The organism is Streptomyces sp. JHA26 (assembly GCF_002005565.1).
In the GTDB taxonomy this organism is placed as follows: Bacteria; Actinomycetota; Actinomycetes; order Streptomycetales; family Streptomycetaceae; genus Streptomyces.
In genome coordinates this window covers 97,814-113,770 of sequence record NZ_BDJC01000003.1, presented here as the reverse complement: position 1 = coordinate 113,770, position 15,957 = coordinate 97,814, and the positions used below count along the sequence as shown (strand labels likewise).

The window sequence follows — 15,957 nt, the reverse complement described above, 5'->3', positions numbered from 1 at the left end:
CCCGAGACTGCCCGTGCCCACCGGGGCGACGCCACACTGATCGTTCTCGGCACCAGTATGTGGCTCCTACAGCCACTTCACAAGCTGCCCTTTCTCTCGTATTTCACCTTCGTGCGATCAGTGGCCGACCCCTGACAAGGCGCCCAGGAGCGCCGTGGCCTCGCGGCGGCTCAGCAGCTCGTGGAAGCGCTCGTTGCGGAAGGTCCGCAGGCATGCGTAGCAGCTGCTCTCGGGGCCGCATTCACAGCCGTCCATCCGGTCGGCCGCCGCTTCGACGACGGCTTCGAGATGCTCGCCGATGCGGATCGTGTTACCCGCGCCGCCCGGTGTGGTGTCGAAGAGCAGCAGTGACGGCATGCCGTCGGTCCCGGTGTGGACCGTGCCGTCGATGTCGTCCCTGCTGATCTCCAGGTGGGCGGCCGCGCCTTCCAGCAGTGCGTAGAGACCGGAGCGTAGGGTTTCCTGCGTCGCGCTGAGGGCGGTGAGCGGGTCGAGGCGGATCTGGAGGAAGTCCGTCTGGTACCGGTGCGCGAGGGAGACGACCCGGAGCGGTCCGCTGCATTGCGCGTCCTTCAGCAGATGAGGGTGTGCCGCACCCCGGGACCCCGCCCGCGCGTGCGGACGACCCCAGCCGCACCAGTCGCAGATCTCGTACCCGGCGCCGCCCGGCCCTTCCGAGACGACGACCATCTCGCCCCGGGCGCCCGCCGACCAGACCGTGGTGTGTCCGGAGGCGAAGACGGTGGTTCCTTCGTGGACGTCCGCGGTGTCGGTGGACATGTGGACGTCGCCGTACCAGGAGCGGCGCGGCGGTGTCTGTCCCGGGCTGCGCTGGGGTCCGCGCGCGGCAACGAACCCGTAGACCGGCTCGACGTAGCGGCGCGGCGCGGAGGTGGACAGCGCACCGCAGGCGGTGCAGGTGGGATCGACGGGCTCGGTGGCCTCGCGGTAACGGCCGCAGGTGTCGCACACCGTGTAGTGACGGCTGACCAGTTCACGGTCGGGCAGTCGGTAGACGCCCGCGGACGCCCACAGACGGCCGCCCGCCACGATCTCGGCTCCCGGCGCGTACTCGTGGACGGCGGCACTGAGAGCACGGGTGAGCTCGAGCTGACCGGATACGGCGCCGCTGTCCTGCGGGATGCGCAGTTCGACGGTGTCCACGGGGAAGCCGTACTTGGGCAGGACGTTGCGGTTGGCCAGGACACCGAGGAGGTCACGGTGTGTCAGGTTGCGGATGACCTTCTCGTACATGTCGGCCAGCCGGTACTTGCGGGCGGCCACCGCCTGGTCGCGTCGTTCGCTGTAGGCGGTGACGTCCTGGTCGAGGATCTGTCCCGCCGCCCGCAGCAGCCGGTCCAATTCGCCGACCCAGGAGCCCGACTGCACGTCGATCTCGTCCTGGACGCTTGCGGGAAGCACCCGGCGAATCGACGCCGCCACGCTCTCCGGGACGGGCGTGAGCCAGTCGCGCACGAGGTGTGCGGCGGTCTCGCCGGTGGTTTCGTCCGGCAGGAAGAACTCTCCCGCCTTACGCCAGATGCGACCCCGTTCCTCCTTCATGGCGCGGAAGAACGCGGCGAGGGCAATCGAGTGGGCGTGGCGGCGGTCGATCCGGACGTTGTCGACGGGAACGATCGGGGCCCGGACCTCTCCGGCGATCATCCGGTGGGGTTCCGCGAACCGTGCGAGGTCGTGGGGGCGTCGCTGGGCGTAGGTGAGGACGAGCGCGGCGGAGTCCGCGCGCCGGCCTGCGCGTCCGGCCCGCTGCACGTAGTTGGCGGTGGAGGGCGGCATGTTGCGCAGGACGACGGCCTGCAGTTCACCCACGTCGACGCCGAGTTCGAACGTGGTGGAGCAGGACAGGGCGTTGACCTGCCCGCGGACGAACTCGCCCTGAATCTCCGCCGCCTTTTCACCGGTCCACTGGGCCGTGTGTTCCTGGGCTCGCAGCGGAACGGGGTCGAAGGTGCGGTAGAGGCGGCGGAGGTGGCCCTCCGTCTCGGTGGTGGGCTTGTACTCCTCGAGGCGGCCGGTGCAGCGCAGGGTGGGGCACACCCCGCGTACGGACACGGCGACGACGCGGCGGCAGCGGTCGCAGGCGTACAGCGGCTCGCTGTCGTCGCTGACGGGCCGCAGGCGCAGCCAGGCGTGGTCGAGTCGGCGGACCGCGCCGATGCCTGCCTGGGTCTCCCCCGGCAACCAGTCGGCGAGGTGCCCGGTGCTGAGGTCGCTCCACAGCCGACCGAGGACGTCAAGTGCGGTCCCGCGCCGGTCGCCCTGGTGGCCGAGGGCGTCGAGCACCCGCTCCAGGTAGTCGACGCGTCGGTTGGAGACGCCCGCGGCGCTGGGCAGCCAGCTGATCACCTTGCGTTTGGCGTCGGACCCCTTGGAGCGGACCCAGACGGGCCCGCGGCGCGGGGCGAAGGCCTCGTCACTGGCGTCGACGTCCTCGGGCATGGTGAGCGCGCCCTGGTTTCGCACGGTGCGCAGCAATTCCTGCACCAGCGACCAGGCCTCGTCGTCGCTCAGGCCGACGGAGGTGAGGGCGGCGGGCGGTCGCCAGAAGGGTTCGCGGTCGAGGTCGACTCGGAGCAGGCCGAGGCCTTCGAGCGACTGTCGGTCGTCGATGCTGAGCACTTCCTGCATCACCCACAAGGCGACCTCGCGCTGCTTGGCCTGGCGGGAGTCGTTGCGGCGGAAGACTCCGGCGCGGTCGGCGGCGCGGACGGTGTGGGCGACGAGGTCGTCGATGTGCAGCGGCTCGTCAGGGCCGGGGCAGCCCTTCAGGACGGCCTGGGTCATCAGGCGTCGGTGCTGGATACGGGTGTAGGAGCCCTCGAGGTAGGGGGCGAAGTACGCGGCGGCCTGGCGGCTGTCGCTGAAGAACAGCAGCTTGCGGCCGCGTCCGGGCAGTGCGGCGGCGGGGCCGTCGGTCTCCGGTGGCAGCGCCTGGTAGAGGGCGGTGCCCAGAACGGCGGCGGCGGCCTCGTTGCCCGTCTCGAAGAGCCGGATCATGCCATGGCCACGGGCGCCGCAGGCCAAGCAGGAAGCTGGGGTTCCCTCACGGGTGTCCAGCTGATGAACGCGACGCAGCTCGCTCCCCTCGCAGCCGTCCACCGCACAGGCCACTGTCCCGGCGGGGTGCACACTGGCGCAGCGGGTGCACAGTCTGCGCTCGCTGAGTCCGCCCTTGGCGCTCTCGCCGAGGGTTTCGTCGTCCTCGTCGACACCCGCGCCCGTGCCGTCCCCGTCCAGGAGCAGCCAGGTGTGCGGCTTGTCGGGGGACTTGCGGTGCACGAGACGGGGCCGCCCCCCGGGGCCGTCGAGGGTGCCGTGCAGGTGGACGGCGCCGCAGCGGCGGCAGGCGCCCAGTTCGAAGGAGGGCCGTGTGCAGTGCGGGCAGACCTCATGGCGGGCCAGGTCGAGGTGGGGGCCGACCGGGTCGAGGCAGGTGAACGCGCCTTCGGTGGCGCGGGCGAAGAGGTGGTAGCGGGCGGAGAGGACGGGCGCGCCGTCGGTGTCGGTCACCTGACTGGCGAGCTGGATGAGCGCGGTGACGGCGGCCGGCCCCACCGGGTCGCCGGGGAAGACGGCCTGGGCGATCTCGCCTACGGGCCGGGGCCCTTCGGCGAGGGCCCGACGCAGGGCGGCGGTGCCGGCTTCGGCGGCGAGGGCGGCGGCCGGGGCGGTGGTGGCGGGCAGTCCGTGCATGCGTGCGGCCGACACGATCTCGGGGCCGGGATCGGCCGTGGCGGCCAGGCGCAGGTATTCGGTGGTCGGCAGCGGTCCCCAGTGGGGGCCGTCGGGTGCGGCCACCCGAGTCGCGGTGACGAGGTCCTGTGCGTCCGGATCGTCGGCGTCCCAGTGGAAGGGGACGTCGAAGAGTGCCTGGGCGAAGGCGGTGACGGCCGCGGGGTTCTCCTCAGCGCCGACGGTGGCGCTGGTGGCGATCGCCTGGATGTCGCGTCCCTGCCCCACCCGGTCCTTCAGCCGGCGCAGCAGCATGGCCAGTTCGGCGCCGCGTGCTCCGTCGTAGACGTGGGCCTCGTCGACGACGACGAACTTCCAGCCGCCCGCGTGCTCGCCTTCGAAGAGGTCCATGTCCTGGGGACGGAGCAGCAGGTACTCCAGCATGGCGTAGTTGGTGAGCAGGATGTGGGGCGGCGTGGCGCGCATCTCGCGGCGGCTGAGCAGTTCGTTGGGCAGGCGCGGCTCGCCGGGGTTGAGCTGCTCGAAGGTGTCGGCGGCCTGGCGCGGGTCGTCCTTGGTGTCGCCGGTGTAGCGGCCGAAGGTGATGTGCGGTGTTTCGGCGAGCAGTCGGCGCAGGCGCTTCATCTGATCGTTGGCGAGCGCGTTCATGGGGTACAGCAGCAGGGCGCGGACCCCGGGGTCGAGGGTGCCGCGGGCGTGTTCGGCGGCGAGCGCGTTGAGAACGGGCAGCAGGAAGCTCTCGGTCTTGCCGGAGCCCGTGCCCGTGGCGACGACCAGGTTGCGTCCGGCCACGGCCTTGCGCAGTGCCTGCTCCTGGTGCCGGTACAGGGGGCGGTCGGCGGGCAGGGCGGGGCCCGTCAACCGTCGGAACGCCGGGTCCAGTACGCCCTCGCCGATGAGCTCGTTCAGGGTGGCGCCCGGCGCGTAGGCGGGGGTGGCCTCCAGCAGAGGCCCCTTGGTGAGCAGCGGGCTGGTGTCGATCGCGTGGGCGAGGGCCTCGGCCAGGCGGGGTTCGCGCAGGGGCAGCAGGGAGCGCAGGTAGCGGCGGTAGGTGTCGCTGATCAGTGTGGATGTAGCGAGCGGGTCGAGGCTGTGCACGGGCTGGCTCCGGGTCTGCGGCGGGCGGGGCGGACAGGTGTGATGGTGGTGGGCGGCGGCTGAGGACCGGTGAGACGTGGGTCCGCGGGCCCGTTCGGGCGGGACGCCTGCCTCCGGCCGGGCTCAGCCGGTCGCCCGCACCGTCTCGGTCGTGACCAGGCACTCCGCGAGGGCGAGGTCGACGGCGGTGAGGTCGGGTGCGTGGGCGGCCACGGACGTCCACAACGGCCGCAGTCCCCGCTCCAGTCCGACGGCTCGTTGGTCCCCCGCGGCGGCGAGCCGCGCGATCAGCGCGCAGCCCAGTGAGAACTGGGGCACCCGCATCCACGCCTCGTCGGGACCGCGCAGCGGGCCAGATCCCCGGTCGCGGAACGCCCGCGCCAGGAGGTCGTGCCCCTCGTCGAGGAAGTTCTCGACGGCCTCCAGCCACTCCTCGCACTCCTCGCGCACGGCGTAGTACTGGAGGTTGCGCCGGTCACGGAAGGCCTGCCAGGCGGCCGCGGCGCGGGTGTCGATGTCCAGGAGCCCGCGCGGCACGACACCCGCCGTGCGCCACATGGCCTGTTGCTGGATCTCGGGGAGTTCGTCGAGGACGCGGACGTGGGCGTCGAACCGGCCGACCGTGCTGCTGGGGTCCTCGTGTCCGGCCAGGATCGTCGTACCCGCATTTCCCAGGAACTGTCCCACTTCGTCGAGGAGTTCCTTCTCCTCCGGGTACAACTCGTCGATTTCATAGGCCGGGTCGCCGGACAGGTACGGCAGCAGCGGCGCCGTGAGCAGCAGCGCGCACAGGGGCGCCCGTCGCCAGACGGGGCGTACGGCGGCCGGGTCCTCCACCTCACGGATGCGCAGGGCGGCCAGGCCGCTGCCCACCAGTACGGCGGCCAGTTCTCCGGAGCGCAGGGAACTGCCGACCGCTCCCAGAAGGGCGTCGGCCCCGGCGTCCCCCAGGGCCTGGCGGCACTCCGCCGGTGCGCTCTCCTTCGCTCCGCACGCCTGCAGGTCGCGGCCGCGGGCGGCCACGACCCACTGGTAAGGAAGGGCGTCGGTGCCCCGCGGCAGCGTCCCGCGTCCGCCCAGGTACTCCGTGGTCCGGGTCGCGGCGGTGGCCTCGACGACCGCGGACGTCCAGGGGGAACGGCGCAGTACCAGCGTGTCGCGGTCGCGCAGGCGGGGCCAGGAGGGCGCGGTGTCGGCCGTGGGGGCCCCGGCGTGCAGGCTCACGACGAGCGGGCCGGCCGAGCGCCAGGCGGCGGGCAGCGGGATACGGCCGCTGTCGTCGACCGGCACGCTCAGCGGCTGCTGCCACGGGGCGAGGACCCTGTGGATCCGGGCGGTCAGCTCACCGGGGTGGCGTAGCCCGCGCAGCAGCAGTCCGGCGCCGTCCGGTACGACGTCCTCCGCGATGGGCTGGGTGCGGACGGTGCCGACGTGGACGCTCTGCCCCGCGACCAACAGGCGCAGTTCGGCCTTGGCGCAGTCGCGGACGGTGTCCGTCAAAGCGGTCAGGGAGTAGCGCAGGTCGCCCTTGCGGGTCCGGGTGCGGCGTTCCGGTGTCAGGGTGAGCAGGGTCGCGTCCTCGACGACGAGGGCCAGTTCGGGGGTCACGGCCACCGCCTGCTCCGGCAGCCGCACGGTCAGGGCGCTGTCGCGCACCAGGTCGGCCGCGTCGATGTCGAGCGGCCGGACGGACCAGGCGAGGGGCCGGCCGTCGAGTTCCAGGCGGGCCTCGGAGTGCGGGACGAGCGCTTGGACGCGGAACTCGCTCGTACCGTCGCGCAGGACGAGTTCCTTGGCGATCTCGTACGAGGCGAAGGTGACCGCATTGCTGGAGGCGGTCACCGGCCGGCTGGTACGGAGGGTCAGGCGCGCCGGCGCCAGTCCGCCGTGCGGGGCGAGCAGGCGCCACTCGGCGGAGGGGGTCGCCTCGACGCCCTCGGCCAGGAAGGCCGTGAGGCGCCGCCCCCGCCTCCGGTCAGGGCGGTGGACGAGGATCTCGTACGGGCCGAGCAGCGGGCCGGGGACGTCCTGCCAGGGGTCGAGGAGGGCGCCGGGCGCGCCGGTGAGGCGGGCCAGCGGTTCCTCACGGCCGGGGCGGCGCACCTCCACCTGCCAGTGCCGTGCCTCCGGCTCACCCGGCTTGCGTCGGAGCCGGAGTGCGGGCGGCCGGTGCCACACCGGTGCTCCGTCCTCACCGGTGAGCCAGGGCAGCGTCGCGCCGCCTTCCCAGCCGAACGACCGCCCGACGGCCACCTCCAGCCAGTTGCCCGGTGCCGCCCCCGAGGTGCGGAGCCGGGTCACGCCGGCCAGGGACACCTTGCTCAGGGTCCAGCCGCTCCAGCCGTACGGGGTGGGCAGTTCGACGGCTGCGGCCTGCGCGCCCTCCGTCTCCAGGGTGCCCACGTGCAGCAGGTGGATCTCGGTGGCGGGCAGCGGCTCGTCGAGGGGGACGCGGTGGCCGTCGGCTGCGAAGGCCAGCAGGACGGTGTCCGGGTCGACGACGGCCGACACATGAGTGGTGCCCGTCGGGTCGGTGGCCTCGACGCGGCGCACGGGACCGGAAAGAACCCAGTGCGGTGGCGACGCGGTGACCGACTCGCCGTCGGCCGCCAGCTGCCAGCCGGTTGTCCCCTGGTCACCGGGGAGAACCAGCAGGACACTGCCCGCGCCGGGCCCGAGACGGAGTTCGGGCGGAGCCGTGACGCCTCGGGTGACGGGGGCGGGCGGAGGGGCCTCCGGCGGGGCCGCGAGGGCCGGTGGGCGCCATGCCCAGCCCAGCGAGCGGGCCGCCTCCTGGGCGGCCGTGACCCAGACATCACCGGCCGTCGCTGCTCTCACGGCGGCGCGGCGGCGGCCGAGCTCGGGACGGGCCTCGACGACGCGCGCTCGCGCCTCGGACAACAGGTGGGCGAGACCGGGCACTTCCCTCTCCGCACCGAGCGCCACTGTGTGCACCGTGCAGGCGGGCCAGCGAGTGAACACGGTGTCCTTCGGCAGGCCGGACCGCTCGGCGAGCAGCGCGTAGGCCACCAGCGCCTCCAGGACGAGCGCAGTCCGCCGGAGGCCGGACTCCCCCCCTTCCACGGCCGACGGCTCCCCCGCCTCGCGCCATGCCCGCTCGCAGTCGTCCAGCAGCTGCGCGGGATCCACCAGCATGTTTCCCTCCCCGACCGAGCCGTACCTCCTTGCGGTCCGGACCGGTGATGTTTACCGTTCTACCATTCCTTTGCGCCTGGAACACAGGTTCCGCGCAAACGGAACAGCGAGCACCGGTTCTGCCGGAGCGCATGAAGGGCCCTGCCTGACAACGAGTGCCTGTCTTCATTCGTGACGCAGTTGTCAGTGGCTGGTGGTTCCATACGAGAAAGCTCGTTGCACTGCTGTTGGGCACAAAGGGGGCGTCGATGACGACGGACGTCGAGGCTGGAGCAGCGGCCGCGCTGCACGCGGCACTTCTGGCGGCGGCAGGCCCGGAACGCGTCCTCACCTCGATCGGCCTACGGCAGCTGCTGATGGGAACGGACAAGACCGTGATCGCCGAGGCCCTGAACCGGGTCGCACGGGAAGGCGTGACGCTGCCTCCCGCCCTGGCGGCCTCGTTCGGTATACCGACCGGCAGTCCTTCGGCATCGTCCGGGCCGGCTCGCCCCACGCCCACTCCGTCTTCGAAGGAGGCACCTACACCTCTCGCGCTCCCCGCCGTACCGGCGCAGAGAGCGCCCGGCCCGCGCTTCACCATCGAGCTGGGACCGGACAGCCGACTCGACCTGGCCGCACTGACGATACAGACGCTGCGGCCGGCTCCGGCCCCACCCGCACCAGCACCAGCACCAGCACCAGCACCGAAGCCTCCGACGCGCCCTGTCGCCAATGCCGCCGACGCATCCTTCGAGAGCTCCGGTACGGGCCAGGCCTTCTTCAACCCGCTGAAGTACTACCGCAAGGTGATCGGCAGGTATCCGCTGCTCTCCCGGCAGCAGGAGGCGGAACTGGCCCAGGCCATCGAGGCGGGACTGCTGGCGAGGGAAAAGCTGGACGAAGCCGACAGGAAGGTCGCTCCCAAGCTCCGACGCGAGCTCGAACAGCTCGTCCGGCTCGGGGAGCAGGCCTTTACGGAGTTCGCCCACGCGAACCTCCGGCTGGTGGTGAGCATCGCCGTCGGACACACCGGGCGCGGGTTGGACCTCATGGACCTGATCCAGGAGGGCAACCTCGGCATGCTGCACGCGATCGAGCTGTTCGACCATCGCAGGGGCTTCAAGTTCTCGACCTACGCTGTCAACTGGATTCGTCAGGCGATCCATCGGGCTCTGGCGGACAAGAGCCGCACCGTCCGGCTTCCCGTGCACACCCACGACTCCCTGGCCGCACTGCACAGAGCCGCTCGGGAGCTGGGCCACGACACGCCTGCCGACGCCCTTCCTGCCGTGGCCGCCGGTGCGGGGATGTCTCAGGAGAAGGCGGCCGAGCTCCTGTCTCAGGTGCGCCGGACCGTCCCGTTGGAGGAGTTGGCCGAGGCCATCGGTGATGACGCGCTCCACGAGGAATTCGACCGTACGGCACAGGAACCGCAGAGCCTGGAAGACGAACCGGACTACATGGATCTGGCACCGCACGAAGTGCGGTGCCTGGTCGTCCGGCTGCCCTGGCGTGAGGCCCGGGTACTCGCACTGCGCCATGGCCTGGACGATGGTGGCCCTGGCTTGACCCTTGACGCCATCGGCAGGCACCTCGGGGTCACCAGGGAACGAGTGCGCCAGATCGAGAAGCAGGCCGCCGAAGCCCTGCGCTCCTTGGTGGAGGTCTACAGGAAAACCGGCTCCATTCCCCCGCCTCGTCCAGTCGAGCCTCGCAACGCCCGCCCTCGCTCCCGCCCCGTCACGACCAAGATTATGCCCGCGGCGCCACACTCCACCGCTCTTCCCGAGGGGGTAGCCCGCTTCAAGCCCGTCGCCTCTTCGGCTTACACCAATGAGCGGCACCGCGTGGACCCTTCCGGACGCATCGTGGTCAAGGGGCAGGTGATCGACGTCGGCGCCCGCCTGAAAGTGGGTACGACGGTCGTAGTGCTCATAGAAGACGAACTGATCCGGATCATCCACGACGGCCGCCAGCTCACCACCGCGCCCCGACGGCGCGTCAGCCGTAGCAGCAAGACAGACGGAGCCGAACGCTGAGACACGTCCTCCTCCTCATCGGCGTAGGCCCACAGCACATGTGTCGGCTCAGTTCACGAACCACGATGTGACCGGTTCTCCGACGGTTCCGCACCTCGCGGGGTTTTTTCGATACGGAGACCGGCCGGGCCTGGTGTAATCGGCGGCGGACGACCGAGGATCAAGGGGGCCACCATATGCAGGCCAAGGAGACGTTGTTCGCCGATCTCATGCAGGGCCGGGCCCAGCAGTTCCAAGTGCCGCTCTACCAGCGGACGTACTCCTGGACCGAGAAACACCTCAAACAGCTCTGGAGCGACATCCTGGAACAGGCCGGGCTGCTCGAGTCGGGTGAAGAGAAGGGGAGCACGCACTTCCTCGGCTCGGTGGTGCTCGCGCCGTCACCGCAGAACGACGCGACGTTCCCCCGCTGGCTCGTCGTCGACGGCCAGCAGCGGCTGACCACGCTGTCCCTGGCCCTGGCCGCCATCCGCGATCATGTCGCGGACACCGCGCCGGTCGAGGCCCAGCGCATCGACGAGCAGTACCTGATCAACAAGTGGAAGAGCGGCAACGACCACCTCCGTCTGCTGCCGACGCAGGCGGACCGGAAGCAGTTCGCCGCCCACATCCGCGGTCCCTTCACCGATCAGGACACCGGCAGCGGCGTCGCCACCGCCTACGCCTTCTTCCGCAAGAAGCTGGTCGAGGCGGACGATCCGGCTGCCCCGCAGGACGTGTTCCGCATCGAGCAGGCGATCACCTCCCGGCTCGCGCTGGTGGCGGTGACCGCCGAGCGCGGTGACAACGTCCACCGCATCTTCGAGTCGCTCAACAACACCGGCCTCAAGCTGAGCCAGGCCGACCTGCTGCGCAACTACCTCTTCATGAAGCTCCAGGCGCGCGGCGAGCACGTCTACGAGACCTACTGGCTCCCCCTGCAGAAGAGCCTGAGCAACGACGAGCTGGAACAGCTCATGTGGCTGCAACTCGTACTCGACGGAGATGACCGGGTCCGCCGCCAGGACCTCTATGCCGCCCAGCAAAGACGTTTCGAGAACACGAAAGCCGGCGACGCGGAGATCGAGGCGTACATCAAGGAACTGCACCGTCGCAGTGCCCACTTCCGCCGGCTGCTGCACCCCGAGGAGGAGCCCGACCCCGCGGTCCGGGAGGCGCTCCGCCGCCTGGACGCGTGGCAGGCGGCCGTCACCTACCCCGCCCTGATGCTGCTGTTCGACCGGCGCGAGCGCGGGGAGCTGGACTCCGCCGGCACCGCCCGCGCCCTGGCGTACATCGAGAGCTTCCTCGTCCGCCGGATGATCTGCCGGGTCCCGACCAACAACCTCAACCGGATCTTCCAGGCCGTGCCGGGGCAGCTCCCGCTCGACGTGCCCGTCACCGAGGGGCTGCACCGGCTCCTCTCCTCCGAGAACCGCTTCTGGCCCGACGACGCCGAACTGCGCGAGAAGATCAGGACGGCGCCGTTCTACCAGTACGGCCGGTGGCAGCAGCGCAAGCTGGTGCTGCAGCGGTTGGAGGAGAGCTACGGACATCCCGAGCCGGTCGACTTCGCCGCCGCGCAGCTCACCGTCGAACACGTCATGCCGCAGTCACCCGGCGACGAGTGGCTGCGCACGCTGGGCGAGGAGGCCGACGAGGGCGAGACCGCGGAGGAACTGCACGCCCGGTTCCAGCACACCCTCGGCAACCTGACGCTCACCGCCGTCAACGCGGAGCTGTCCAACCACCCCTTCGAGCGCAAGCAGGACCTGCTGCGGGGCAGCCACCTGGAGATGAACCGCCGCATCGCCGCCACCGAGCGCTGGGGCGTGCGCGAGATCCTGGCCCGCGCCGACGAACTCGCCGACCGTGCGATCGCGTTGTGGCCGGCCCCGCAGCGCGGAGTCGGCCGCGCGGAGCGCAACCGCGACTGGCAGCTCGCCCACCAGGTCCTCGCCGCGCTCCCCCACGGCACCTGGACCTCGTACGGCGACCTCGCTGCGTTCCTCGGCTCCGGCGCCCAGGCCGTGGGCAACCACCTGGCCAACACCCCCGGAGTGGTCAACGCGTACCGCGTCCTCACCTCCGAGGGCAAGGTCTCCGACGGCTTCCGGTGGGCGACCCCCCAGGAGGCGGGAAGCGACGACGTCCGCGCCCGGCTGACCGCCGACGGCGTCCGCTTCACGGCCACCGGGTCCGCCGACCCGGCCCAGCGGCTCACCGCCGACGACCTCGCCGCGCTGCTCGCCGGCACGGACGACGACCGGGCGGACGGCGAGGACACCGCTCAGGACGGAACCGCGGAAGCACCGGACGCGGAGACCCGCGCCGAACGGTTCTTCCGCCAGCTCGCCGCGGACGACTCCCCCGAGACGGTCGAAGCGGTCCGCGCGCTCTTCGCCCACTGGGAATCCCTGGGCGGCTGGATCGGCCACGGCGCCGGACACGTCACCACGAGCGCCTACCTCATGCTCGGCGAGGCGGGCGGCCCCGGGCGCGGCATCTGGCCGATGACGCTCTACCCCGGCGCCGGGCGCGGAGGCACGGCGGAGGTGGTGTTCCAGTACATGGCCGCACGGGAGCCGTTCACCGACCGCGCGCTGCGCGCCGAACTCCTGACCCGCCTCAACGCCCTGGACGGCGTCGACATCCCGGAGGGCAAGCTGGAGCTGCGCCCCAACATCCGGCTGTCCCTGCTGGAGAAGGAGCGCAACCGGGAACTGCTCACCGAGACGCTGACGTGGTTCCGGGACCGTTGGGAGAGCCGGAACCCGTCCTGAGCGGTGCCCGCCGGGCGCACTCCGCCCACACCGTCTTGCCGCCCGGCGGGTACGGCTCGCAGCCCCAGGCGTCGGCGAGCGAGGCGACCAGGAGCAGACCCCGTCCGGACTCGCCGTCGGCATCGACGGCCGGGGCCGGCACGGGGCGGCGCTCGCCCCGCGCGTCGGTGACCTCGATCCGCAGGGTGGTGGGGGTCAGGGTGAGGGCGAGGCGTGCGGCTCTGCCCCTCACCCGGCCGTGCAGGGCCGCGTTCGCGGTCAGTTCGGCGATGAGGAGGGAGGCCGTGGCCGCGCTGTCGTCGCCGGCGGCCTCCGGCCCGCCCTTCCGCTCGGCCAGCCAACGCTCGGCGGCGTGACGCGCGGTGTGCGCACCGTGCGCGGTGGTGGGAAACAAGGTACGGAAGCGGGCCGTGCCGACGATCGGTTCACCGGGTGCGGTGACGGTTTCCTGATTCACATTACCGAGGGTGACCGAGTCGTCCTACCGTGGGGAGCACTCCGGGTGGTACGCAGGGTGACTGTCCCGGTGCGGACGGTGGGGCGTACGGGCGTCCGGCCGTGACCCGGCCGGGCCCTCGCCGGTTCGTCCTCGGTACAGGGAACAGGGTGGTGGTACGGCATGGCAGCACAGTCGGGCACGGGGGTCCCCACGGGCGGCGGGGCGGACGGTACGGACGAGGTCGCGGACCTGTTCCGGGCCCTGGGGCGACAGATCAAGGTCGCCCGGGAGCGGGCCGGGCTGAGCCAGAAGGAGCTGGGCGACCGGATCGGGTACGGCGAGGAGACGATCTCGTCGGTGGAGCGGGCCCGGCGGACGCCTCAGCCGGAACTTCTGGTCGCGGTGGACCGGTTGCTGGACTGCGGGGGCCTGCTGGCGTCGGCCGCGGAAGATGTGGAACGGGCGAAGACCCGGCGCAGGGTGCGGCATCCGGAGTGGTTCCGGGACTACGCGCGGTTGGAGGCGGAGGCGGTTGAGCTCCGTTACTTCGCCAATCAGGCGGTGCCGGGCTTGTTCCAGACCCGGGAGTACGCACGTGCCGTGTTCGGCAGTCGGCAGCCCTTCTTCGACGAAGAGACCATCGAGGAACGTGTGGCTGCGAGGATGACTCGGCAGGAGTTGATGACCCGATGGCCGCCGCCGACCGTGAGCGCCGTCGTCCAGGAGACCATTCTGCGCCAGCCGTTCGGCGGCCCGGCCGTACAGCGCGGCCAGTTGGAACAGCTCCTCCGTATCGGCCGGTTGCGCCACGTCGAAATCCAGGTCATGCCGACCATGAGCGAGGAACATGCGGGCATGGGAGGCCCGTTCACACTGCTCACCCCGAAGGGCAAACCGCAGGTCGCCTATCTGGAGGTCCAGCACTTCAGCCGCCTCATCACTGACCCGGAAGAAGTGCGTGTCCTGGCCGCGAAGCATGGCAGCATCCGAGGGCAGGCACTCACCCCACGCGAGTCCTTGCGCCTGCTCGAGAAGATGCTGGGAGACCTATGAACACCGAACAGCTCAACTGGTTCAAGAGCAGCTACAGCGGTGACGAAGGAGGCGAGTGCGTCGAGATCGCCGCCGACGTGGCCGCGATACACGTACGGGACTCCAAGGAGCGCGGCGGCCCTCGGCTCGCGTTCACGCGGAGCGCATGGTCCGGGTTCGTCGCGAGCCTGGGGCGGGACCGGACCTGACCCGCCGTGCCCGGGGCCGTGACGCTCCACCCCGGTCACGATCTTTCCTCCGGTGGCGGCCCGGCACCCCTGGTCCGCCACCGGTCGCCTCGTCTCCCCTCTTTTCCAGGCCGAGGGCCTTTTCGCACGTTAATGAGAGGGATGGGTCCCTCCGCTCCCCTTTGAGGATTAAGGTGTAGGCCTGCTGAAGGCCGCGTGGGGGGACATGCGGTGCACGAGAGGATACGCACGGTTCATGAATGGGGTGCCCGAGCAGATCGGCCGGTACGTGGTCGAGCGGGAGCTGGGCTCGGGGGGAATGGGTGAGGTCTACCTGGCCTTCTCGCCCGCCGGCGACCCGGTCGCGGTGAAGCTGATCCGCTCGGACCGGCTGGACCCGGTCACCCGTGCGCGCTTCGAGAAGGAAGCGCTCATCGCCAGGACGGTGGTGGGGACGAACCGGGTGGCCCGCTTCCTGGACGCCGACCCCTACGCGGAGCGGCCCTGGCTGGCCATGGAGTACGTGCCGGGCCAGACACTGCTGACGTACGTGGACGGGAACGGCCCGCTGCCCGTCCCCCTGGTGGCGAGCCTCGGCGCCCTGCTCGCGGAAGGGCTCCAGGCCGTTCACGCGGTGGGGCTGCTCCACCGGGACCTCAAGCCTCAGAACGTCATGCTCGGCGCGTACGGCCCCATCCTGATCGACTTCGGTCTCGGGGCGTTCCTCGACACCTCCAAGGACACGCTGTCCCACAGCGGAATGATCATCGGCACCGTGCGCTGCATGCCGCCCGAGCAGGCGCTGGGGCGGACGAAGGTCAAGGAGTCCGCCGACGTGTACGGGCTCGGCACGGTCCTGCTGTACGCGGCCACCGGGCACTACCCCTACGACGGGGCGCGCTGGGAGGCGATCGTCGGGCAGGTCGCCCACCCCGACCACGCCCCGGACCTGAGCGGTCTCCCCGAGGCCCTGGCACCGCTGATCGGCTCCATGCTGGCGCACGACCCGGCCGACCGGCCCTCCCTCGACGCGGTGATGGCCGGATGCACGAATGTGCTGTCCACCGCGGGCTTGTCCCCCATGGCAGCCCGGCACGCCCTGATCGACGCCACCGCGACGGGAGAGGGGGCGTCGGCGGCACCCGGGACCGACCCGCCGGCCGTGTGGGAGCGGCTCACCGAACGGGCGGTCACGCTGGACGAGGCCGAACCGGACAGCCCTCTGGACAGCCCTCCCCCGGCCGCTCCGGAGCCGGACGAGGAGGACGCCGCCGAGGCAACCGGGGAGACCGAGGCCACGGACGTGTCCGACCCCCCGGAGAGCAGCGCGGCACCCCCTGGCCCGGCGGCCGAGGTCCCCGTGCCCGCGGCCCGCAAGCCGGGGCGGCCACCCGCGTCGTTGCGCGTGGCCGAGGAGTTGCGGGCCCGGTACGCCGCACAGCCAAGCCTCTGAGCCCGGCCTCCGGTGGCGCCGTGGGAGACACGGGGCCGGTGGCACGCGATCAGCAGGGACGCGGACGAGCCGTGCACGACGGCGGCTCAGGAAG

8 protein-coding genes are annotated in these 15,957 nt (G+C 71.5%); 5 read left to right on the top strand and 3 right to left on the bottom strand.

The features are described 5' to 3' along the window. Positions 1–117 precede the first annotated feature (117 nt). Entirely contained in the window at positions 118–4,812 is a 4,695-nt protein-coding gene (locus tag JHAT_RS02760; RefSeq protein WP_077796404.1) for a DEAD/DEAH box helicase, read from the bottom strand. A gap of 123 nt (positions 4,813–4,935) precedes the next feature. Next, positions 4,936–7,968, bottom strand: coding sequence for a hypothetical protein (locus JHAT_RS02755; protein WP_077796403.1), 3,033 nt, complete (start codon positions 7,966–7,968; stop codon positions 4,936–4,938). 248 nt (positions 7,969–8,216) lie between these two features. Between JHAT_RS02755 and JHAT_RS02750 the strand changes: the two genes are divergently transcribed. After that, positions 8,217–9,989: a sigma-70 family RNA polymerase sigma factor gene (locus tag JHAT_RS02750; protein WP_077796494.1), complete on the top strand. Its 1,773-nt coding sequence runs from the start codon at positions 8,217–8,219 to the stop codon at positions 9,987–9,989. A gap of 176 nt (positions 9,990–10,165) precedes the next feature. Then, on the top strand, positions 10,166–12,751 hold the full coding sequence (locus JHAT_RS02745; protein WP_077796402.1) for a DUF262 domain-containing protein: 2,586 nt from the start codon (positions 10,166–10,168) through the stop codon (positions 12,749–12,751). On the opposite strand, the gene JHAT_RS02740 is transcribed toward JHAT_RS02745, so the two are convergent. Then, positions 12,696–13,208, bottom strand: a complete 513-nt coding sequence (locus JHAT_RS02740; protein WP_077796401.1) for an ATP-binding protein — start codon at positions 13,206–13,208, stop codon at positions 12,696–12,698. The two genes, JHAT_RS02745 and JHAT_RS02740, sit on opposite strands and share 56 nt — an antisense overlap. A gap of 162 nt (positions 13,209–13,370) precedes the next feature. Between JHAT_RS02740 and JHAT_RS02735 the strand changes: the two genes are divergently transcribed. From JHAT_RS02735 to JHAT_RS02725, 3 genes are all read left to right on the top strand, one after another. Further along, on the top strand, positions 13,371–14,243 hold the full coding sequence (locus tag JHAT_RS02735; RefSeq protein ID WP_077796400.1) for a helix-turn-helix transcriptional regulator: 873 nt from the start codon (positions 13,371–13,373) through the stop codon (positions 14,241–14,243). Beyond that, a complete protein-coding gene (locus tag JHAT_RS02730; protein ID WP_077796399.1) occupies positions 14,240–14,431 on the top strand; it encodes a DUF397 domain-containing protein in 192 nt (63 codons plus the stop codon). Before JHAT_RS02735 ends, JHAT_RS02730 begins: the two co-directional genes overlap by 4 nt. Before the next feature lie 235 nt (positions 14,432–14,666). Further along, positions 14,667–15,863 (top strand): serine/threonine-protein kinase, encoded by a 1,197-nt coding sequence (locus JHAT_RS02725; protein ID WP_077796398.1) that lies wholly within the window; start codon positions 14,667–14,669, stop codon positions 15,861–15,863. The last annotated feature ends 94 nt before the right edge of the window (positions 15,864–15,957 follow it).

Coding starts and splice junctions, on each gene's coding strand:
- JHAT_RS02730 (WP_077796399.1), top strand. CDS start 14,240: ATGAACACCGAACAGCTCAACTGGTTCAAGAGCAGCTACAGCGGTGAC.
- JHAT_RS02745 (WP_077796402.1), top strand. CDS start 10,166: ATGCAGGCCAAGGAGACGTTGTTCGCCGATCTCATGCAGGGCCGGGCC.
- JHAT_RS02750 (WP_077796494.1), top strand. CDS start 8,217: ATGACGACGGACGTCGAGGCTGGAGCAGCGGCCGCGCTGCACGCGGCA.
- JHAT_RS02735 (WP_077796400.1), top strand. CDS start 13,371: ATGGCAGCACAGTCGGGCACGGGGGTCCCCACGGGCGGCGGGGCGGAC.
- JHAT_RS02755 (WP_077796403.1), bottom strand. CDS start 7,968: ATGCTGGTGGATCCCGCGCAGCTGCTGGACGACTGCGAGCGGGCATGG.
- JHAT_RS02725 (WP_077796398.1), top strand. CDS start 14,667: ATGAATGGGGTGCCCGAGCAGATCGGCCGGTACGTGGTCGAGCGGGAG.